Annotated in this window: 19 protein-coding genes; 11 read left to right on the forward strand and 8 right to left on the reverse strand. The window is 61.7% G+C overall.

The window, feature by feature from the left end; genetic code table 11:
* From EFR00_RS33325 to EFR00_RS23865, 3 genes are all read left to right on the forward strand, one after another.
* Positions 1 to 180 (forward strand): hypothetical protein (locus EFR00_RS33325; RefSeq protein WP_208655975.1); only part of this gene is annotated, 180 nt, incomplete at its 5' end.
* Between the two features lie 245 nt (positions 181 to 425).
* Complete coding sequence (locus tag EFR00_RS23860) at positions 426 to 1,190, forward strand: SDR family oxidoreductase (RefSeq protein ID WP_077989883.1); 765 nt, start codon at positions 426 to 428, stop codon at positions 1,188 to 1,190.
* A 40-nt stretch (positions 1,191 to 1,230) separates the two neighbouring features.
* Positions 1,231 to 1,644: a cupin domain-containing protein gene (locus EFR00_RS23865; RefSeq protein ID WP_077989882.1), complete on the forward strand. Its 414-nt coding sequence runs from the start codon at positions 1,231 to 1,233 to the stop codon at positions 1,642 to 1,644.
* A 45-nt stretch (positions 1,645 to 1,689) separates the two neighbouring features.
* Here the strand turns inward: EFR00_RS23865 and EFR00_RS23870 are convergent, their stop codons facing one another.
* From EFR00_RS23870 to EFR00_RS23900, 7 genes are all read right to left on the reverse strand, one after another.
* Positions 1,690 to 2,973 (reverse strand): cystathionine gamma-synthase family protein, encoded by a 1,284-nt coding sequence (locus EFR00_RS23870; protein ID WP_077989881.1) that lies wholly within the window; start codon positions 2,971 to 2,973, stop codon positions 1,690 to 1,692.
* 86 nt (positions 2,974 to 3,059) lie between these two features.
* Positions 3,060 to 4,136 (reverse strand): YihY/virulence factor BrkB family protein, encoded by a 1,077-nt coding sequence (locus EFR00_RS23875; protein ID WP_040111991.1) that lies wholly within the window; start codon positions 4,134 to 4,136, stop codon positions 3,060 to 3,062.
* 376 nt (positions 4,137 to 4,512) lie between these two features.
* Positions 4,513 to 6,255 (reverse strand): adenylate/guanylate cyclase domain-containing protein, encoded by a 1,743-nt coding sequence (locus EFR00_RS23880; protein WP_077989880.1) that lies wholly within the window; start codon positions 6,253 to 6,255, stop codon positions 4,513 to 4,515.
* A 224-nt stretch (positions 6,256 to 6,479) separates the two neighbouring features.
* Complete coding sequence (locus EFR00_RS23885) at positions 6,480 to 6,800, reverse strand: hypothetical protein (protein WP_225887956.1); 321 nt, start codon at positions 6,798 to 6,800, stop codon at positions 6,480 to 6,482.
* 1,814 nt (positions 6,801 to 8,614) lie between these two features.
* Positions 8,615 to 9,199, reverse strand: coding sequence for a phosphotransferase-like protein (locus EFR00_RS23890; RefSeq protein WP_009995267.1), 585 nt, complete (start codon positions 9,197 to 9,199; stop codon positions 8,615 to 8,617).
* A 110-nt stretch (positions 9,200 to 9,309) separates the two neighbouring features.
* Positions 9,310 to 10,248: a diacylglycerol kinase catalytic domain-containing protein gene (locus tag EFR00_RS23895; protein ID WP_077989878.1), complete on the reverse strand. Its 939-nt coding sequence runs from the start codon at positions 10,246 to 10,248 to the stop codon at positions 9,310 to 9,312.
* Positions 10,235 to 11,269 carry an SPFH domain-containing protein gene (locus EFR00_RS23900; protein ID WP_077989877.1) on the reverse strand — a complete coding sequence of 345 codons (1,035 nt, stop codon included), beginning with the start codon at positions 11,267 to 11,269 and terminating at the stop codon, positions 10,235 to 10,237. Before EFR00_RS23900 ends, EFR00_RS23895 begins: the two co-directional genes overlap by 14 nt.
* Positions 11,270 to 11,396: 127 nt before the next feature.
* Here EFR00_RS23900 and EFR00_RS23905 point away from each other — a divergent pair, with 127 nt between their 5' ends.
* The 7 genes from EFR00_RS23905 (at position 11,397) to EFR00_RS23940 (ending at position 18,794) form a co-directional block, all read left to right on the forward strand.
* Positions 11,397 to 12,092: an NUDIX hydrolase gene (locus EFR00_RS23905; protein ID WP_077989876.1), complete on the forward strand. Its 696-nt coding sequence runs from the start codon at positions 11,397 to 11,399 to the stop codon at positions 12,090 to 12,092.
* Between the two features lie 150 nt (positions 12,093 to 12,242).
* Complete coding sequence (locus tag EFR00_RS23910) at positions 12,243 to 12,563, forward strand: hypothetical protein (protein WP_064684170.1); 321 nt, start codon at positions 12,243 to 12,245, stop codon at positions 12,561 to 12,563.
* A 257-nt stretch (positions 12,564 to 12,820) separates the two neighbouring features.
* Positions 12,821 to 13,825 carry a LacI family DNA-binding transcriptional regulator gene (locus tag EFR00_RS23915; protein ID WP_077989875.1) on the forward strand — a complete coding sequence of 335 codons (1,005 nt, stop codon included), beginning with the start codon at positions 12,821 to 12,823 and terminating at the stop codon, positions 13,823 to 13,825.
* 36 nt (positions 13,826 to 13,861) lie between these two features.
* On the forward strand, positions 13,862 to 15,154 hold the full coding sequence (locus tag EFR00_RS23920; protein WP_086156593.1) for an ABC transporter substrate-binding protein: 1,293 nt from the start codon (positions 13,862 to 13,864) through the stop codon (positions 15,152 to 15,154).
* A gap of 92 nt (positions 15,155 to 15,246) precedes the next feature.
* On the forward strand, positions 15,247 to 16,185 hold the full coding sequence (locus tag EFR00_RS23930; protein WP_077989874.1) for a carbohydrate ABC transporter permease: 939 nt from the start codon (positions 15,247 to 15,249) through the stop codon (positions 16,183 to 16,185).
* Complete coding sequence (locus tag EFR00_RS23935) at positions 16,178 to 17,071, forward strand: carbohydrate ABC transporter permease (protein WP_077989873.1); 894 nt, start codon at positions 16,178 to 16,180, stop codon at positions 17,069 to 17,071. Before EFR00_RS23930 ends, EFR00_RS23935 begins: the two co-directional genes overlap by 8 nt.
* A gap of 4 nt (positions 17,072 to 17,075) precedes the next feature.
* Complete coding sequence (locus tag EFR00_RS23940; protein WP_077989897.1) at positions 17,076 to 18,794, forward strand: glycoside hydrolase family protein; 1,719 nt, start codon at positions 17,076 to 17,078, stop codon at positions 18,792 to 18,794.
* 63 nt (positions 18,795 to 18,857) lie between these two features.
* On the opposite strand, the gene EFR00_RS23945 is transcribed toward EFR00_RS23940, so the two are convergent.
* Positions 18,858 to 19,361, reverse strand: coding sequence for a YciE/YciF ferroxidase family protein (locus EFR00_RS23945; RefSeq protein WP_009990029.1), 504 nt, complete (start codon positions 19,359 to 19,361; stop codon positions 18,858 to 18,860).
* 333 nt (positions 19,362 to 19,694) lie between these two features.
* Between EFR00_RS23945 and EFR00_RS23950 the strand changes: the two genes are divergently transcribed.
* Positions 19,695 to 20,222 (forward strand): sigma-70 family RNA polymerase sigma factor, encoded by a 528-nt coding sequence (locus tag EFR00_RS23950; RefSeq protein ID WP_040112008.1) that lies wholly within the window; start codon positions 19,695 to 19,697, stop codon positions 20,220 to 20,222.
* Positions 20,223 to 20,347 lie beyond the last annotated feature (125 nt).

Below are 20,347 nucleotides of genomic sequence, written 5' to 3' on the forward strand. Positions count from 1 at the left end.
GCTGCCGCCTGCCTGCGGCAACAACGCATCAACAAAGCTGAATTGACCCGTCTGCTTCACCGCCATCCAAATCATCTCCGTTCAAAAACAACGGAATCATATTCTCAGCATTTTGCAACAGTCCCCGCTGGGGAGAAGAGGATATGCCGCCCGCGCCTCGTCCCACGCGATATCTGCTGACGCTAATTTTCGCCATTTCGCCAGCCGTCCTACTGCCTTCGCATAGGGTGACAGCGACGCAGGGAGAGTGGTCCGCGGCCGCGATCCGGTGCATTCTCCTACGCATCGGTGGCAACCGCCAGCAGCCGGAAGTTCGCGCGGTGACGCCCTGTACCGATGAAGTCGCTTGCCTCCCGAGGACGCGACTTCGGCAGCCATCTTCCAGTCAACAGAGGAAACCCTCGCTGAGGACAAGGAGACTACCCATGAAGATCGTCATTATCGGCGGCACCGGCCTGATCGGCTCGAAGACCGTGGAGAGATTGCGCAAGAAGGGGCATGAGGTGCTGGCCGCCTCGCCGAATACAGGCGTCGACACGATTACCGGCAAGGGCGTGGCCGAAGCGCTGGCAGGCGCTCAGGTGGTGCTCGACCTTGCGAACTCGCCTTCCTTTGAGGACAGGGCCGTTCTCGAATTCTTCCAGACCTCGGGCCGCAACCTGCTGAAGGCAGGGGCTGCCGCCGGCGTGAAGCATCATATCGCACTCTCGATCGTCGGCATGGAGCGCCTGCAGGGCAGCGGCTACATGCGCGCCAAGATGGCGCAGGAAGAGCTGATCAAGGGCTCCGGCATTCCCTATACGATCGTGCATTCCACCCAGTTCCACGAATTTATGGCCGGCATCGCTCAGTCCAACACCGTCGGCGAGACCGTGCATCTGTCGCCCGCCTATCTGCAGCCAATCGCTTCGGACGACGTCGCCGATGTGATGGCCGACGTGGCGCTTGCCGCACCCGTCAATGGCACGATCGAAATCGGCGGGCCTGAGAAGATCCGCCTCACCGAGATCGTGACACGCCTGTTCAAGGCAACGAACGATCCGCGCCAGGTGGTAACCGATCCGCACGCCCGCTATTTCGGCGTCGAACTCGATGACGACTCGCTCGTGGCCGGCCCCAATGCGCGGCTCGGCCGGATCCGCTTCGAGGACTGGCTCAACCAGCAGCCGCCCCAGAAGAAGAGCGCCTGACAGGGATTTGCGCCTGTCGTATCAACTGAGGAGACCAGACATGCCAGGAAAGATCATCTCGGCGGCGGCACTCGCCCTCACTCTGGCCGCCGGCACGCAAGCGCAGGCCGGGGACAACAGAGCGCGGATAACCGTCGTTTACGATCAGAAGCTTCCCAATGTTCCAGGCAAGAGCATGAAGGCGGTGCTGGTGGAGTATGCGCCGGGCGGCATGTCGCCTGGGCATACCCATCCAGATTCGGCCTTCATCTATGCCACCGTTCTCGAAGGGGCGATCCGCAGTGCGGTGAACAGGGGCCCGGAGAAAACCTATAAGGCCGGAGAAAGCTTCTCCGAATTTCCCGGCGATCATCACAGCGTCAGCGCCAATGCCAGCAAGACCGAGCCGGCAAAACTGCTGGCAGTCTTCGTGCTCGATACCACCGAAACGGAACTGACGATCGACGACAAGTAGGCGGCCCGCGATGCCCGGCGCCGCCGGGCATCGTCCCCTGCCGCCTCAGGCCGCCTGCAGCGCCAATTCCAGGTCGGCGATCAGATCGTCCGGATGCTCGATGCCGATGGACAGGCGGATGGTCGATTCCAGCACGCCGATCCGCTCTCTTATTTCGGCGGGCACGCCGGAATGCGTCATGGCGGCCGGATGGCTTGCGAGCGACTCCGTGCCGCCAAGGCTGACGGCGAGCTTGAACACCTGCAGCGCATTCAGGAATTTGAAGGAGGCCGGTTGGCCGCCGCGGATATCGAAGGAGAAGGTCGAGCCCGCGCCGCTGCATTGGGCGGCGAAGGTGCGGCCCGACGGCGAGTCCGGATCGTGATAGGGCAGGTAATGCACTCTCTCGACCTTTGGGTGGTCGCGCAGGAAATCGGCGACCGCGCGGGCGTTGCTGTTCGCCCGTTCCATGCGCAGCTGCAGCGTTTCGAGCGAGCGGCCGAGCATCCAGCAGGAATGCGGATCAAGCTGCGTGCCGATTGCGCCGCGCAGCGCCTTGACCTGCTTGATCACAGCCTTGCGGCCGAGAACGGCGCCGGCGATGAGGTCGGAATGGCCGCCGACATATTTGGTCAGCGAATAGAGCGAGATATCGGCGCCATTCTCGATCGGCCGCTGGAAGACCGGGCCGAGCAGGGTGTTGTCGCAGACGACGATCGGCGTATGCCCCTGCTTCGCGCCGATCGCATCGGCGACGCGCCGGATCATCGCGACATCGACCAGGCTGTTGGTCGGATTGGCCGGCGTCTCGATCAGGATGACGGAGACGCGGCCCTTGGCCATCGCCTCTTCCGCCGCCTTCTGCACCGATCCCTCGCTGACGCCATCCGCAAAGCCGACCGCGGCGACGCCGAAATTGAGGAAGGTCTTTGCCAGCAGGGTTTCCGTGCCGCCATAGAGCGGCTGCGAATGCAGGATCGCATCGCCCGGCCGCACGAAGGCGAAGAGAGTCGTGGCGATCGCCGCCATGCCTGAGGAAAACAGCGCGCCGCTTTCCGTCCGCTCATAGACGGCGAGGCGATCCTCGACGATCTCGCTGTTGGGGTGGTTGAAGCGCGAATAGACGAGGCCAGCGCCCTTGCCGGCCGGCGGCTCACGACGGCCCGATACATAGTCGAAGAAATCCTTGCCGTCCTCGGCAGTATTGAAGACGAAGGTGGAGGTCAGGAACACCGGCGGCTTAACCGCCCCTTCCGAAAGCTCGGGGTCGTAGCCGTAGTTCAGCATCTGCGTTTCGGGATGCAGTGCATGATTGCCGATATGCGTTTTGGAAGGATGCGGGGCGGTCATGATCGTCTCCTCTGTCGAACCTGCCGAAGCATAAAATACATCAAAACCGCATCGAAGCAGCGGGCATCGATGCCGCTCCTTAACGATCAGCTCACGGTCTCGCCCAAAGTGTCCGCGACATAAGCCCCGCGCGCGCCCATCGGCAATGGCTGCCCCGTCGTCGTGTCCTTGGCCGTCTGATGCTCGAGCTCGGCGTTGAGTTCAGCGCCGATGATGAGAATGACGACGGAAAGCCAGATCCAGACGAGAAAACCGATCAGCGCACCGAGGGCACCGTATGTCGCATTATAATTGGCGAAATGCTCGAGATAGAAAGAGAAACCGAGCGACATGGCGGCCCAGGTAACGGTCGTCAGAGCCGCGCCCCACGTCATCCATCGAACCCTCGCAGGCTCGCGACTCGGCCCGAAGCGATACACCAGTGTAACGGCCACCGCCACTACGAGCAGCAGCAGCGGCCACCTGAGGAGGAGCGCCATCTGCTCCTTGAACTGATCGAGCCAGAGATAGGAGAGCACAAGCGGCATCACGCCGACAAGCGCCACCATGAGGACGGCGAAGAACACTGCGCATAAGGTGAAGCAGAGGCCGATAAGGTTCAGTCGCACGAGGCTCCGTTTCTCATCCTCCTCATAGGCCACGTTCATCGCATCGAAAATGGCGAGCGTGCCGTTGTGCGTACTCCAGAGGGCGATGGCGAGACCAACGAAGAAGGCGATGCCGAGCGTGCTCTCGCGTCGTTCGACGAGCGCCTTGATTTGGTCGGCGAGAAGATCGAACGCCCCGGGCGGCAGGAGAACGACCAGCTCGCGGAGATGTTCGGATATGGTGACCGGATCGGCAACCAGCCCGTAGAGGGAGACGAGCGCCGCCAGCGCGGGAAATATCGCCAGCAGCAGATAGAAGGTGACGCCGGCGGCAATCAGAGTGACACGGTCGTGCAGGATCTCGTGGAAGACCCGCCAGAACACGTCACGAAGACCGCTGAGCGGAATGGCCTCCGGCGTAGCGGCGCTGCGCCCATGATCGTCGTCGCGGGAGGTATCGCCGGGCGGGACGACAGCACCGCGCTGCCTTGCCTCAAGGATAACAAGCGCGGCGATCGCTGCGGCCATCGCCGTCGCGCCGATGGAGAACCTCTTGAGGCGGAACGCGTCTGCCATTACCCTATCCTCCGATTTGCTGCGGGGATAACGCCGATAGCCGCTAAAGGATGCAAACCGTTGCTTTCTTGCGGAGATTCCAGCAGGCGAAGGGCCCGGCGCCCTAAGAAGGCCAGGCCCGCGGCAGCTTCGCAAACTGCAAGCCTCTGGTTTTATTAAATTAACAGTGCACTACGGAAGCAAAACACGACTTTGGTTTCGTTACTGCTGTGTAACGGCGAATGTCGAGGCTTCGCGGTTCGGGCTCGTAGAGGCCCGATTATGCCTAAATAACGCGGCCCGGGCAGATGGCGGCAGGGCGGCTGCGTTTGCATTTCTTGACGCGCCCAAGCGGCCGGATCCGATCGACGCATGCGGAGGGCCAGCGGGGAATTCCTTATTCCGGGAGGCCGGCCTTGCGCAAAGCCGACGCCAGCCCCTTCATGAGCTGCGGCCGCACGACATCCATTCGCACGAAACCGCCCATTGTCCAGTCCGGCGCAACTTTCAGCAATCGCGCGGCCGCCGCTCGCGCAGCCTCCAGACGATGGAGATTGGCATAGCTTGCCACCAGGCTGGCGTGGAGAATGCTGAATCCCGGGTTCACCTGAATTCCCAGAGCCGAGTATTTCACGGCATCCTCGAACCGCCCGGTAAACAGGCTGACCCAGGCCAATGCGAGATAGGAATGATAATTCATCGGATCGAGCGGACTGAGCCGAAGGGCCTTGAATGCGTGGTCTCGGGACCGGTCATAGGTCTCGTTGAACATATGTACCATCGCGCTCAGCCCGTAGGCGAGCGACGAATTGCCGTCCAGCATCAAAGCCCTGTCGAGCGCATTGATCGAGCGCTCGTAGTCATGGGTGATGGTGGCGTGGACGAAAGCTCCGAGACACAGCGCTTGCGGATCGTCCGAGCCGGTGACGAGCGCCGCATCGGCGTGGCCGAGCGCCGCGGCCCTGTCCTCGGGATCGAAGCCGCCGCGCAGGAATCGCTGCTCGTATCCCCAGGCGGCATAGCCGTGCACGGCGGCATAGTTGGGATCCAGACGCAAAGCTTCGGTCAGCAGCCGCAATGCTTCGCTGGTGTCCGCCGGGGTGTTGGCATAGCTATGCGGCAATGCGCGAAGGAAGAAATCATAAGCGTCCAGGCTATCAGGCCGCTTGCGACGCGCCCTCTCTATCTCGGCACGCCTGATCGTCGGCACGAGCATCCCGACAATGCCCTCGGTCAACTGATCCTGCAGATCGAAAATATCTTCGGCCGCACCCTCGAACTTGTCGGCCCATATATGGGTGGCATCCTTCCCTTCAATCAATTGCGCGCTGATGCGCACCCGGCTTGCCGCCCGCCTGATGCTGCCTTCCAGCACGTAGCGGACGCCGAGTTCCCTGGCAATCTGCCTGACGTCGGTCGCCTTGTTTTTGTAGGCGAAGGTGGAATTTCGCGCGATGACAAACAGGCTCGGAATTCTCGAGAGGTTGGTGATGACATCCTCGACCAGCCCATCGGCAAAATACTCCTGCTCAGGATCACCGCTCATGTTCGCAAAGGCCAGCACGGCTATCGACGGTTTGTTCGGCAAAGCAGGCGGCCTGGACAGCCGCGCCTGCGGGGAGGCACCTTCCTGCACGAGACGGTGAACCGTGATCGGCTCGGCAATGTTTTTGACCTGCTGCTCACCCATCGCTTCAAAGCCGAAGGCGAGCGTCTTTTCGACCTCACGCGCGACTTTGCCGGAGATGCAAACACCGCCAGGATCGGCGAGTTGCTGCAAACGCGCTGACACGTTGACGCCATCGCCATAGCAGTCGTCGCCATCGACGATGATTTCGCCGAGATTGAGCCCCATTCTCAATTCGAGCCGCTCGTTCTCCTTCACCTCAGCGTTGCGCTCCTTGAGCGCACCCTGCAGCGACACCGCGCATTCGACTGCATCCACGACGCTGCCGAACTCGGCGAGCAACCCGTCGCCCATGAGCTTGAAGATACGGCCGCGCCGCTTCGCGATTTCCGGCTCGATCAGTGCTTTTCGAATCCCGATAAGACGCTCGAACGTCCCGGCCTCGTCACGCTCCATCAGCGCCGAATATCCAACGACGTCGGCCGCAAGGATGGCCGCAAGCTTCCTCTCCATGGCCCCCTCACAAGACGCCGTGCCGAAGGTTAACACACAAACAAGTGGCGACCTATAGACCACCACATCAAGCTCATTCGCCGCGCCGACCTGTGACGGCGAAGACCGAAACGGTTATCGGCAGCGGCGACTGCATGACACTGAATCGAGGGGGCCGATTCAGCCGGTTGTCCGCGGACAACGTTCACAGCGTAACATTCAGACATGCAATACGCGACTGAGCGCTACTCCGCATTCGCCGCCGCTGGCCTCCTGCGGGCCTGGATGATTTCCCCTACTGCGCTGTCGTATCTGTCATCGGGGAATACGATGTTCCAGAGGAGGCGATGCAACGCCTCCCGGGGGATGCTCCGATATCCAAGCCCCTCCAGCCGAAGCAGCATCAGCAGATGGTCGATCACGACGACCAGTCTCGCATAGGCGCTGACCTGATTCAGCGTCGGACGCATGGCGGCATATGAGTTGAAGCCAAAGGATGCGGCGATGGCCTCATCGAGGTGCGATGACTTGATGTGGGGATATTGCCGCCGCAGAGCCTTCTTCAAGGCGGCGATGTTCGAAGGCGAGAATCTCATCGATGGATGGAGCATAGGACGATCCAATGTTCTTGGTCGAAGTCTGCCGATTACGCTTCGACCTTGGTGAACATGGCCGTCGATAGATTCCAAACGCCCTTCAACCCGGCAGCAGGTTTGGTGTGGGCCTCCAGATCCGGAGTCTAACCTTCAAACCCGCCAACCTCAAGGGCCACGCTCTCACCAGCGTTTCATCAGCTGGCATTCAGAAACGTGACGAATACGAATGACCCGTTGCCCATCCGTTGTCCGCGGACAACCCGTTCGATATCCACACTGGAGCAGGAGGAGCAAAATCGCCGGACGTCACCAACTTGACCGCCACCCATGAGCCACCCCGCAGTCTTTCAAAAACAGCCTCCAGCCCTGCAGAACGCCGAATAGGGACAGACGCATCGGCACTTAATAGATGAAGGGAAGCATTGCACCGCATACCGCGGGGCCGCCATGCGCTACGCACCGCCGGATGGACTGTTGGGTATTGCTACGCACTTGAGTGAGTGCCGGCATCCAAAAGACAGCAAATAGAGTGCGGCTGGCTGCAACTGGTTGTCCACGGACAACATCGCACCAGGGCTGACAGCTGGCGATGAACAAACGCCGCATCCGCAGCCACGCTCCCGGCTCGCATCTACATCTGCGCAGTATTGACACAACCGCGGGCTTGAATTCGCCGTCTTGCCTCCCTACGTCGTAACGAGCTGACGCGCCGTCCCCTCCTAAGCTGCGTCGGCCCGATGGACAGCACTCCTCCTCCCATGCTGTCGGTCATTATTGAAGCCCGGCGCCCTCTCCCGCGCCGGGCTTCTCTCCTCCGAAAAGCGCCGGCGCGTCGGCCTCCCTTCGAGCACGTCGGTGTCGGGCTCCCCTGAGCGCCTGGCCGCCCTATACTCTCCAACCTCCCTCATTGGATGCCCCCCAGACATCGAACAGGACCGACAGCGAGCGAGCGAAGCATGCGCAGCGCGGATTGGTCTCACCGGCCGCTGCCGCAAATGACCCGTCGCGGGGCTAGCGAGGGCGCTGATCCAAAGGCGCGTTGCCGGAGTTTGACGGCGCTGTTCCGATCTCGATGCACCCGCCTCGTCCTTCGGGCCCCTGCGGGGGCACCTCAGGATGAGGCTCTCTTGAGCGCTTGCGGCCATCTGAAGGTTTCTCATCGGCGCGGCATCCTCCAACGCCCCTCATCTTGAGGCGCGCAGCCCGTAGGGCGAAGCCTCGAAGACGCGCCGCGATGCCACTCCTTGCATTCTTCCGGTTTCGGCGCACCGGCCTGGCCCCTTCGAGGCTCCAGCCTTTGGATTCCGCACCTCAACTGAGGTTCTCTTGAGCGCCTGCAGCATCTTGGAATGTTTGCGTGCTCGCGGCCACCTTGCGGCGGTGGCGGCCTTCCTAGAGGCTCCATCGAGCGCCAGCGCGGCATCCTCCAATGCTCCTCATCCTGAGGCGCGCAGCCCCCGTAGGGCGAAGCCTCGAAGGACAGGCCGCAACGCCGCTCCTTGCATGAATGAACACTGACCCGCCTACCTCATCCTTCGAGGCTCCAGCCTTCGGCTTCCGCGCCTCAGGGATGTGGCTCTCTTGAGCTTGCCGCAATTGGAACTGCTTGAGCGCTGGCGCTTATAGGTTTCTCGGGACGTCGGCGTCATATCGCCCCCCGGATGTAACGGAATTGAATCATCAGATTACTTCCATAAAGAAATCCGTCGCAGAGAAATCAATGCGTTATGCTTCGGTTTTCGGCTCAGCAGTGAAAGCCGATGGTGCGATCACAGCACCTTTCTCTAAGGCGAACCAAAATCGCCGCCGGCAACGCGCGAAATATGATGACATATTGCTGCTGCGCTGGCCTCAGCGGATCTGGCAGTAACATCCAGATCCAGGGTAAACCGATGTCCGGGATCGAAGACACGCGCTTGCCTGCATTTCTCTCTGGAGGCTTGCGCGTCGATCGACTTCAACCGCTCACGACGCGCGGGTGTGGAAACACGGCGTGCCAATTCCTCCTCATCGCAAAGCAATCTAATCGGAACCAGCAGCGCTTGGCATTGTCGGGCAGCGTCGGAAATCTGCTGAAAAGTGCGAGCGCTACGCTCGTCACCGTCGATACCGGCATGGGTGAAAATGAAGTTCGCCGGGTGAGGGCAGTATGCGACAATCGCATCCAGCACCGTCTGCCGTACTCTGCCGGTGTACTCCCAGATTCCCTTCGGAAGCGGTGTCGCACCGTCGTCATCGAGCAGGCGGAGTATCGGATTATTGAACCAATGATTATCGATGATCTTTGCAGGGAAGAGAGAACTCAGTTCTGTCGCGATAGTCAGTTTCCCCACGCCGGGGAAGCCTGTCAGCAAAACGAAAATGCTCATGAGAGTGTCAGCTTTCCAGTTGCACGCTGAGAGATCGGCAGAATAGGGGATATCGCGAAGGTCGCAATGGCGGCGGACAGTGGTCTATATCCGATCCTCTGCCCCACCCCTCAGACCACCAGCAACCCCTGCCTCTCCGCCAGTGTCACCACCGCCCGCGTCCCGGCATTGAATTCCAGAAAATCCGCCTCGATGCCGTCGCTGAAGATGACGCCGTGTTCGGGCATTTCGGAGACGATGGTCAGCGGCCGGGTATTGGAGACCAGGCCGGCGACAATGGTGGCGCCGGTGGTGCGGCTCGGGAAGGGTTCGCGCACGAAATAGCGCAGGAAGTCGGCGTCCCAGGCGAAGGACATGTCGATCGTCCGCTCAGCGGGGTCGAGACCGAGCGCGCTAGCGGTTCCGAGCCAGCCGGAATAGAGGCTCTTCAGCCAGCCGGTCGAGCCCATGCCCGTGGAGACGATGATGCCGCTCGAGGACTGGCGCTCCTCGCGCTCCTCGGCCTGCAGGACATAGCGGGCCGAGACGTGGCTTTGCGGGCCGATGAAGAGATCGTTGACCGCATGGATGACGGCGCCGGTATTCAGCGTTGCCTTGGCCATGCTGACGCGTTTGATCGGCCGCTTGTTCCTCAGCGCTTCGCCGATCACCTTCGGCAGGCTCTTGGGGTTGAAGGGAAGCAGCGGGCCGTCCCAGCGTGCAGGATCAGGGTTGACGCCAAGCACCGGCTGGCCGTCGAGATATTTCAGCGTATTGGCGACCAGCCCGTCCTGACCGAGCACGACGACGACATCGTCGGGGCCGAAGACGAAGTTCGGGAGGTAGCGGCGGTCGAGACGCTGCACGCGGGCGACGGCGCGCAGGATGGCCTCCACGTCGGCGATCGCCGTTTCGTAGCGCTTGTTCTCGGCGAGGTAATCGCTGAAATCGGCACCGAGATGCTCGACGTAGAATTGCGCCTGCTGCACCGTGTTGAACCGGGCGATGAGTTCGTCGAGGCGGGTCGGGCGGACGACGAGGATGATCTTGCGTTCGTCAGAGGCCGGCACGGTCCTTGCCCTCCTGCGGCTGCAATATCTCGCGCAGAAGATCGGGCGAGACGTTGAGCTGGCCGATCTTCGTCGCATTGTCGGCGAGGTCGCGGAAAGCGAGCGCCATCAGCTGGCCTGGCTTCATGCCGACCGAGGCGAGCGCCTGCAGCACTTTCGGATCGGCCTGCTCGCAGGATTTCATCATCGCCGTCAGCGCATAGGCCTGGGCATCGGCCTCGGCCTTGGCGTTGGTCGCGGCAAGCGTCACCAGATCGCGGTTCTGCTCTTCCAGCGCGATCTTGCCGGCCATTTCTTCCCGCCGGATCTGCAGCTGCCGCTCCTGCACGGCGCGTTCGGCTTCCATCTGCGCCTCGCGCACCTGCCGCCTCTTGTTCTCAAGCGTGATCTCGGTGGCGATCTCGTTTTCCTTGATCGTCCGCTCCTGCTCGATGGCGGCATTGCGCCTGCTATAGATAGCCTCGTCGGCCTGGCGAAGCAGGGCCTCGCGGGCATGGGCTTCCAGCGCCTTGGCCGTCTCGGCTTTCGGCATGACGGCGAGCAGCGACAAGCCGAGAATTTCAAGGCCGAGCGCTTCGATCGTCGGATGTACCTTAAGCGCTTCCGCCACGCCGGCGACGAGCGCCTCACCCGAGGCGAGAACTTCCTTGAGCGACAGCGTCTGAACTTCGGCGCGCATCGCCACCTGCACGCGGTCGATCACCCGGGTCGAAAGCTTCTGCGGATCCTCCGAGACATAGCGGCCCTTGTGGTCAAGCGTGAAGTTCAGGAGTGCTGCCGTGCGGCGCGGCTCGGCGATGCGATAGGTGATCTGCCCCTGCACGGTCACTTCCTGGAAGTCGGATGTCACCAGCGGAAAGATGAAGGGGTCGTTGACGCTCGCCGTCGGCACAAGCACCAGCGAGCTCGACGGCGCAAAATGCCAGAAGGCCAGACCGGCGCCTTCACGAATGGCTTTGCCGTTTTGATATTGGATGACGTATTGCGTAGGTTCCGTCTTGATGAAGCGCAGTCCGAACATGACCTTTTCCCTGTTGCTGGCGCGAGCCCCTGCTCGTGTCGACATGGAGAAAACATGACTTAGTGATAAATGTCAACTAACTTAGTTGGATATTTACACTAAGCCTCGCGTATGCTATGTTCGCATCATGACATCGCATGACAATGACGCCTTCAAACCGATCGCGACCGTCGATCTCGCGATCTTCTCGCTGTCGCCGGCGGGCCTTTCCGTGCTTCTCGTGCGGCGGGCGAACGCACCCTTTTCCGGCGACTGGGCCTTGCCCGGCGGCTGGATCCATATTGACGAGGATGCGGATCTGGAAGCTGCGGCACGGCGCGTGCTGAAGGAAAAAACCGGGGTCGAGACACCCTATCTCGAACAGCTGCAAACCACGGGCAGCCGCACCCGCGACCCGAGGGGCTGGAGCATCAGCATCGTCTATATCGCGCTGCTATCGGCCGATGACGTCGCCGAACGGCAGGGTGGAATGGCCGGAGAGGCCGAATGGCGGCCGATCGGGGGCGAGGGCGTCGGCTTGTCCCTTGCCTTCGACCATGCGGCTCTCCTGAAGGAGGCGCTCGGCCGCATCCGCAGCAAGGTCGAATATTCGAGCCTGCCCGGCCATCTGCTTCCGGTCCATTTCACCTTGAGCGAGCTGCAATCGGTCTATGAGACCCTTCTCGGCCGCAAGCTCGACAAATCGGCCTTTCGAAAGCGCATGGCCGAAGCCGATTTCCTGGAGCCGGTCGAGGGCGAAATGCGCCGGGCGAGCAACCGGCCCGCCCAGATGTTTCGCCTGAAAGATGCGCAGTCGCTGGCGCTGTTCGACCGGACGCTCTGACGCGCCCGATCAGGCGTTCAATCGCTGCTGCATCTGCCGGTCGAAGGCGCCCAATCGCCACATATTTGTCAGCAGCCGTTGCGGAACAATGACCTGCCAGTGAGGTTGTGGATAGGCCAATAAGGCAAAATTCCCAAGGAGGATATCGCAATGCATATGAAACTCGTAGCAGCTTCGCTGTTTGCCATCGGCATGGCCACATCAGCCTTCGCCCAGTCCAATCCGGCTCCGGCCGGCGCCACGATCGACAAGAATGCGGCAGATCAGGGCGGCGGCGCGAGCGGCGACATGAAAGCCAAGAAGCCGATGGCCACTGATACCACCACGACCGGCTCAACGACCGGCGGCACGATGAAGACGGACAAGGTCAAGTGCCCCGATCCGGTGAACAATTCCGACAATCTCCAGACGCAGGGCGGCAGGAGCAATGCTACTCCGATGGACGAAGCGTGCGCAGCCCACAACAATTGACGGCTTGCCTGCCCAGGAACCCCGCTTCGGCGGGGTTCGGGGTCGCAGAGAAGCTCACTCTCGTTGCCGAGGTGCGTTGGAGGATGCCGTGCCATGCCGCGCGGGGAGGGGATTCCGCACCCGACAAGGCAGCGGAAGATGACGTAAAAAAGGGCTGGCGCGCAGCGCACGCGATCCACAGCGGCGAACTGCACCCGCTTGACTCATCAAAATGGGATTGATACCGGTATGGGTAATCGATAACCCAAAGCAAGCCAGTGACCGCTTCACTCAACGACATAGCCGCCCGTGCAGGCGTTTCCGTCAAGACCGTCTCAGGCGCGTTACATGGCGGCTCCGCGCGCATGTCCGATGAAACCCGGCAGCGGATCAAGGAGATCGCCGAGGAGCTCGGCTATGTCACCAACTTCGCCGCCCGCAGCATGCGGCAGGGCTGGATGCCGCTCGTCGGCCTTGTCGCCGATGATCTGATCACCTCGCCTTTTGCCACGGAGATCATCAGGGGGCTCGACGGCGCCGTGCGCGCCGCCGACATGGCCGTCTTCGCCATGACGCTCGGCGGCCACCGGAGCATCGCATCGATCCTCGACGAGATGCGGCGCTTTCGTCCGCGGGCGATCGCCTACGCCGCCATGTATCACAAGAGCGTCGACCTGCCGCCCGAATTTGCCGATGCGGTCGGCGTCATGATCAATTGCCGCGATGCCAACGACCGCGTCACTTCGCTGGTGCCCGATGAAACTGGGGCGGCGCTCGAGATTACCAACTATCTCATCGATGCCGGCCGCCGCAACATCGCCTTCATCAATCTGCCGGGGCTGCTCGCCGGCGAACTTCGTGAACTCGGCTTCCGGCAGGCGCTCGATCAGGCTGATATCGACGGAGCCGGCGCCATCGTCCTGCCCGCCGTCAGCAAGGCGATCTACAGCGACCGGGCCCACAGCCTTGTCTCCGCGCATGTGCATGCGATGATGAACGGCTCCCGGCGCCCCGATGCCATCCTGTGCGGCAATGACCGCGTTGCCATGGAGGTCTATGCCGCGCTGCGCCGGACAGGCGCGTCCATTCCCGACGACGTCGCCGTTGCGAGTTTCGACAACCAGGTCGAGATCGCCTCGCGTCTCGACCCACCGCTGACCACCATGGCGCTTCCCCATCGCGCCATGGGCCGCCAGGCCGCACAAATCCTGCTTGCCGAAGACCGGGTCCCGGTCGGGGTGCAGAAACTGCCGTTCCAACTGGTGGAGCGGGCATCCGTATAAATTGAAATAGGCCCATTCAATTGAGGAGGAATTCTAATGGGTAAACGTTTACTTTGGTCTCTGGTCCTGTCCTCGGCCTTATCAGCCATGGGGGCGCAGGCAGCCGAGAAAACCGTCATCCAGGTCATGCACCAGGGCGATCCCGGTTTTGTCGCCGCCTATGGCAAGGTCGCCGAACGGTTCGAGGCGGCCAATCCCGATGTTGACGTGCAGTTCATCTATGCGCCGCACGATGCCTATAACGAGAAGTTCAGCGCCGCCGTCATGGCCAAGCAGCTGCCCGACGTCATGGAGCTCGATGCACCGTTCCTCGCCAATTACGTCTGGTCGGGCTATCTTCAGCCCATCAAACCGCTGATCGACAAGGATCTCCTCGACGACATGACGGAGTCCAACATCGCCCAGGGCACATACCCGATCGATAAGGACCTCTACGCGATCGGCCTGACCGACTCCTCGGTCGTTCTTTACGGCAACAAGAAATATCTCGAAGCGATCGGCGCCCGCATCCCGAAATCCGTCGAGGATGCCTGGACCCGGGAGGAGTTCGAAACCTATCTTGAGAAGCTTTCCAAAGTCGACGGCGTGAAGTGGCCGATCGACACCTTCCGCGGCTACGGCATCAAGACCGAATGGATCACCTATGCCTATGGCCCGATCCTGCAATCGGCCGGCTGCGATCTGATCGACCGCAAGGCCTGGAAATCCGAGGGCACGCTCGACAACGACGCCTGCGTCGATGCGCTTGTCATGATGCAGAAATGGGTCAAGAACGGCTGGGTCGTGCCGCAATCGGCCGGAACCAACCAGTTCTTCGCCGAAGGCAATCCGGCAGCGTTGGCGCTCGGCGGACACTGGGTCTATGCGGAAGCCGCCGCGACCATGAAGGACAACATCGTCGTGCTGCCGCTTCCGAAATTCGGCGCCAAGGGCGCGAGCCCCGACGGCACCTGGATCTGGGCTGTCACCAAGACGTCGGCGCATCCCGAGATCGCAGGCAAGTTCGTCAGCTTCCTGCTGAAGGACAAGGAGTTCCGCACTTACGTCGCAAGCCAGTCCGGCTATCCCGGCCTGAAGAGTTTCGCCGCTGAATCTCCGCTCTATGCTCCCGGCGGCCCGATGGCGATCGCCTTCGAGCAGGCCTCGAAGACGGCCATCGCCCGCCCGCCGCACCCAGCCTATCCGACCATCACCTCCGCCTTCATGCAGGCCGTCGACGAGGTGTTCAATGGCGGCGATCCGAAGGAAGCGCTGACATCGGCCGCCAAGAAGATCGACCAGGATATCGAGGACAATGACGGCTATCCGCCATTCGGCGACGAGCAATAGGCGTCTCGTCGTCGACAGGTCGCGGCCCGGCGATGTCTCCGGCAGACATCGCCGGGCGCGACCGGCAGCCAAATTGGGAAAGGAGGAGCTATATGGTCCTGCAGCAATCGACATCTTCGACATCAGTTCGAAAAGCCTCGGCGCGCCGCCACGACAAGGGACGGCTGATGCAGGAAGCCGCCATGCTGGCGCCGGCCGTCATCCTGTTGACCCTCTTTCTGATCGTGCCGTTCCTCCTGTCCTTCTGGACGGCGATGACCAACCAGCCTCTGGTGCCGCGGCCGACGCCGGTCCGGTTCGTCTGGTTTAACAATTTCATCCGTATCTTTCAGGACGACCTGTTCTGGACGGCCCTTTGGAACGTGTCCCGCTTCACCTTCTGGATCATTCCAGCGCAGTGCGGCCTCGCTTTTGCGACGGCGCTGCTGCTCCATCAGAAGCTGCCGTTCCGCAACCTGCTGCGCGGCATGTTCTTCCTGCCGGCAATCACCTCGATGGTCGTGGTCTGCGTCATCTGGGGCACGCTGTTCCAGTATCCCACCGGGCCGTTCAACCAGATCCTCGGTTTCCTCTCGGGCGGGGCGATCCAGCCGATCGACTGGCTCGGCGATCCGCAATGGGCAATGTTCTCGCTCGTGCTGCTCTCGGCCTGGCAGGCCTATGGTTTCCAGATGATCGTCTACCTCGCCGGGCTTCAGGGCATTCCTGACGAACTCTACGATGCGGCCAAGATCGACGGCGCCAACGCTTTCCGCCGCTTCTGGCATGTGACCATGCCCGGCCTCAGGCCGACCCATGTCTTCGTGCTTGTCATCACCACCATCCAGGCCTTCAAGCTCTATACCCAGGTCGCTATCCTCACGCAGGGCGGGCCGAAAAGCAGCACCGAAACGGTGGTGCACTACATGGTCCGCGCCGGCTTCGAAGAGCAGAAGATGGGTTATGCCTCCGCCGTCTCGGTCATCCTGTTCGTGATCGTTCTCGTCATCGCGCTGATCCAGCGCCAGCTCCTGAGGCGCTTCGATGTCTGATATCGCTCTCTCGATCCCGCAGGCCAGCACGGCGCAGCCGCGTTCCGCCACGAGGATTCTGCGCACCATCCAGACCGTCTGCATCTTCATCATCGCATTGGTGATCGTCTCTCCATTGCTGCTGCTCGTCGTCGCCAGCCTCAAGGACGACCGGTTCCAGATTCTGGCCGATATGGGTAGCTTCCGGGCCTTCTGGGTGTCGAACCCGACGCTTTCCAACTACGCCGAGGTCGGCCACCTCTCCGGCGAACTCGCCTTCGGACGCTATCTCATCAACTCGTTGATCATCCTGATCACCACGGTCTGTTCCGGCCTGATCGTCAATTCGATGGCCGGCTTCGTATTGGCCTGTGGATCGCTAAAGGGCCGCGCCGTCATCCTGTCCGTCGTGATTGCGCTCTACGTGATCCCGCAGGAAAGCATCATCATGCCGCTGGTGATCATGGTTTCCAGGGCTGGTATGTCAGATACCTTCGCGGTGCAGATCGTGCCCTGGGTCGCAAGCCCGCTTTACATCTTCCTGTTCTACCAGTTCTTCGCGCAGCTGCCGAAGGAATTGCTTGAGGCCGCAGAGGTCGACGGCGCATCCTTTTTCCGGGCCTATCGCTCCATCTTCCTGCCGCTCAGCCTGCCGGCACTCGCCACCGTGTCGATCCTCATGGGCATCGAGACCTGGAACCAGTATCTCTGGCCGATCCTCGTCACGCAGACCGATTATGCCCGCCCCATCGCGGTGGCCATCGCCACCTTCTTCGGGCAGGACAGCATCTACTGGGATCGGGCGATGGCCGCCTCCGTTTTGATGATGATCCCGATCCTGGGGCTCTACCTCGCATTCCAGCGCTGGTTCGTGAGCTCCTTTATCGGCTCTGCCGTGAAAGGTTGAATTGATGACAAGCCAAGCGATTTCGCCCTCGGATGAAGCGGGGCTGGAGACGATCAGCGCCGTGCTGCCGGCGGGTTGCACGATCCATGCCTGGATCAAGGCGACGCATGACGGCGCCCCGGCAAGGCTGACGTCACATGTCGATGGAGACCTGACCGGCGCCCTCGAAACGTCAAATCCTGATGAATTCGAGTTTCGGCCGCTGATGCTGGAACGAGGCGGAGAAACCGCCTTCTCCTACGATCCTGCTACAACAGAGGTCTCGGTACTCTATGCCTTCCGCCAAGCCTCGGTTCTCGAAAAAGGCATCCGGCTGCTGCATGCCCGCCCTGCCAACGCCGCCCCCGAAGTGCCGGGTGGCTATCATTTCCGCCCGCCTTTCGGCTGGATGAACGATCCGAACGGGTTTGGAAGGTTCGGCGGCAAGCTGCACCTCTTCTACCAGCACTATCCCCATAGCCTTCGGTGGAACAACATGCATTGGGGTCATGCGGTCTCGAAGGACTATCTTCGCTGGACGCATCTCCCGATCTTTCTTTTCCCTTCGGATGAACTCGCCGCGCGGGCCGACGGGCGGGGCGGGGCATTTTCCGGCTCGGCGATCGCTCTTCCCGGCGATCAAGCCGGCCTTCGCATTTTCTTCACCGAGCATATGAAGGACCGGGAACCGGAGGAACAGGTTCAGTTCACCGCCACCAGCCGCGATCTTGTCAATGTCGAGCCGGCGCGCCTGATCCTGCCGGCGCGTCCCGCCGGGCTCGGGCTGACGACCGATTTCCGCGACCCTTACGTCTTCAAAGGCCCCGACGGCAAATGGAAGATGCTGCTCGGCACGCGAGACCGCGAGGGCGGCGTCATCCTGCTCTACGAAGCCGACGATCCGGCCGCGGCGGAGGGATGGACCTTCCTCGGCACGCTTCACCGCGAGAACCGCTTCGGGATGACGGCGGCGGAATGCCCCTGCATGCTGCCCCTCGATGGCCCCGCCAGCGATCCGACGACCCGCTGGGCCCTGATCTTCGGCCTGCTGACCAGCCGCGACCCGACAACCGGCCGGCGCAACATGACGCTTGCGACCGTCGGCCGTTTCGATGGCCGCAGCTTCTCCGTGGAATTCGAGCAGGAGCTGGATTTCGGCACCGACGCCTACGCGTTCCAGGCCTTCGTCGACGAGGCCGGTCCGGTCGGCATTGCCTGGCTTGCGAACTGGACGGATATTTCGAGAGAGATCGACATGCCGACGGCGATGACCCTGCCGCGCCGGCTGGCATTGCAGAGCGGTGCGCTGATCACGCCGCCGGTGCCAGGTGTCGAAAGCCTCCGTCAGCGCCAGTTGGATGCCAAAGCTCTTCTGGATGGCCGGACCGTCGATCTCGCCAACGGCTCCGTCGAAATCCTGCTCACCCTCGGGCAGGCCGGCAACGCTTTCCGCCTCGATCTCGAACACCCCGAGGCAACGGTTGCAGTTCAGCTGAACGACGACGGGCTGAGCATTCCCTTCTCGGTGGCAAACACCAAGGCATCGCCCCGCTATATCGCCGCCGGCGCGCGCCCGTCGACCATCCGGATCTTCCTCGATGCGGGCTCGATCGAAGTCTTTGCCGACGATGGGCACTGGACCGGAACCAAGCGGCTGCCTGGCTTCAAGGGGGTGAGCACAGCGCGTCTGATCGCACCCGAGGGAAATATCATCGCCGCCGAAATCTGGCAGCTTGGTCTTTGATCTCAGGAGAAGCAGGTGCAAAGCACGGCCGCCGGGGCGGCGGCCGTTGCTGAATGAACGGGCTCAGGCTGCCTTGCCCTTGCCCTTCACGTTGGCCGAAGCCTCGGCGATCCGCGTGAGTTTCTTGTCGGTTGCCTCTTCTTCGGCCAGCGTTGCCTGCAGCAGCGGCACGGCATCCTTGAGGCCGAGCTGCTTTGCCCACGCGATCAGCGTGCCGTAGCGGGCGATCTCATAATGCTCGACGGACTGCGCCGATGAGATCAGGCCGGCGTCGAGGGCGACCGTGCCCTTGAACTCGTCCATAATTTCCTCGGCTTCGGCGATGATCCCCTGAATGGCTTCGCATGTCTTGCCACGGGCCGGCTTGCCGACCATCTCGAAAACCTGCTCGAGGCGTTCGACTTGAGCCTGGGTCTCGTCGCGATGCTGCAGAAACGCGGCCTTGCCCTCTTCCGATTGCGCGGCGCGGGCCATCTTTGGCAGGGCCTTCAGTATCTGCTTTTCGGCATAGTAGATGTCCTTAAGGGTATCGAGAAACAGGTCGTTCAGAGTCTTCTCGGTTGCCATTTCAGTCCTCCTGTGGCGTGTCGTGACGACAATCAACTCTCGCATCGGCCGGATGTTCCGCGTGGAAATGACGCCTCCGTGGCTGGAGGCGTCATCTCTATCCGGCCAAGGAAGAGGCCGACCCTTGTCGGGACGGCGATCAGCCGAACAATCGCCGAAAGCCGTTGTTCCCATTTGTACGGTCGTGAATGCTCCTTGTCCGCAATGCTGGTCGCGGGCGAGGTCGTGACTGGTCGACGAGAAAGCCGGTCCGGGCAAAACACCGCTTTGTCCGATATCGTACGGCAACGAATAGGACGGCAGGAACTTTCCCTCTCATCCCAGGAGAGAAAAATGACTTCCTCGTCTTCCGTACGTCCTGCGTCGCATTGCAAAGAAAAGTCCGCAATCGAGCTTGAGATCGTCGAACTGACGCCGGCATTGCGCGCCTTTGCCCGCAGGTTTCTGCGCAGTGAGGACGACATTGATGATCTCGTCCAGGAGACCTTGCTGAAGGCGCTGAACTCGCTGCATCTCTATCAGCCCGGCACCTCGCTCAAATCTTGGCTTTTCACCATCCTTCGAAATACGTTCTGCACCAATTACCGCCGGCAAAAACGCGAGCCGGTCGGGATGGATGCGGCGCTGGAACAGGTTGCGATCGCGCCGACCCAGGAGTGGACGCTACGGGAGCACGAGCTGCAGCGGGCCCTGACACGTCTTTCCGACGACCGGCGCCGCGCACTGACATTGGTAGCTGCCGGAACGAGCTACGAGGATGCCGCCAGGATGTGCGGGTGCCGGATCGGCACCTTGAAAAGCCGCGTCAGCCGTGCCCGCGAGTCCCTGCTGCAGATGCTCGGAAACCATCTCGCCGACTGAGCGCCCAGTCGGTTCATCGGCCGGCCGGCAGGAACAAAAGGTCCTCGTCCCGGTTCCAAATTCAAGCCGATAAGATGGCTCTACACGTACAGGTCAGACCCCTCCGCCATGGAGGGCCGCTGCCG

This window comes from Rhizobium sophoriradicis (genome assembly GCF_003939025.1).
Lineage (GTDB): Bacteria > Pseudomonadota > Alphaproteobacteria > Rhizobiales > Rhizobiaceae > Rhizobium > Rhizobium sophoriradicis.

What these genes read in the sequence shown, in the direction of transcription:
- EFR00_RS23860 (WP_077989883.1), top strand. Translation starts at nt 426, where the DNA reads ATGAAGATCGTCATTATCGGCGGCACCGGCCTGATCGGCTCGAAGACC.
- EFR00_RS23865 (WP_077989882.1), top strand. Translation starts at nt 1,231, where the DNA reads ATGCCAGGAAAGATCATCTCGGCGGCGGCACTCGCCCTCACTCTGGCC.
- EFR00_RS23870 (WP_077989881.1), bottom strand. Translation starts at nt 2,973, where the DNA reads ATGACCGCCCCGCATCCTTCCAAAACGCATATCGGCAATCATGCACTG.
- EFR00_RS23875 (WP_040111991.1), bottom strand. Translation starts at nt 4,136, where the DNA reads ATGGCAGACGCGTTCCGCCTCAAGAGGTTCTCCATCGGCGCGACGGCG.
- EFR00_RS23880 (WP_077989880.1), bottom strand. Translation starts at nt 6,255, where the DNA reads ATGGAGAGGAAGCTTGCGGCCATCCTTGCGGCCGACGTCGTTGGATAT.
- EFR00_RS23890 (WP_009995267.1), bottom strand. Translation starts at nt 9,199, where the DNA reads ATGAGCATTTTCGTTTTGCTGACAGGCTTCCCCGGCGTGGGGAAACTG.
- EFR00_RS23900 (WP_077989877.1), bottom strand. Translation starts at nt 11,269, where the DNA reads ATGTTCGGACTGCGCTTCATCAAGACGGAACCTACGCAATACGTCATC.
- EFR00_RS23905 (WP_077989876.1), top strand. Translation starts at nt 11,397, where the DNA reads ATGACATCGCATGACAATGACGCCTTCAAACCGATCGCGACCGTCGAT.
- EFR00_RS23910 (WP_064684170.1), top strand. Translation starts at nt 12,243, where the DNA reads ATGCATATGAAACTCGTAGCAGCTTCGCTGTTTGCCATCGGCATGGCC.
- EFR00_RS23920 (WP_086156593.1), top strand. Translation starts at nt 13,862, where the DNA reads ATGGGTAAACGTTTACTTTGGTCTCTGGTCCTGTCCTCGGCCTTATCA.
- EFR00_RS23930 (WP_077989874.1), top strand. Translation starts at nt 15,247, where the DNA reads ATGGTCCTGCAGCAATCGACATCTTCGACATCAGTTCGAAAAGCCTCG.
- EFR00_RS23935 (WP_077989873.1), top strand. Translation starts at nt 16,178, where the DNA reads ATGTCTGATATCGCTCTCTCGATCCCGCAGGCCAGCACGGCGCAGCCG.
- EFR00_RS23940 (WP_077989897.1), top strand. Translation starts at nt 17,076, where the DNA reads ATGACAAGCCAAGCGATTTCGCCCTCGGATGAAGCGGGGCTGGAGACG.
- EFR00_RS23945 (WP_009990029.1), bottom strand. Translation starts at nt 19,361, where the DNA reads ATGGCAACCGAGAAGACTCTGAACGACCTGTTTCTCGATACCCTTAAG.
- EFR00_RS23950 (WP_040112008.1), top strand. Translation starts at nt 19,695, where the DNA reads ATGACTTCCTCGTCTTCCGTACGTCCTGCGTCGCATTGCAAAGAAAAG.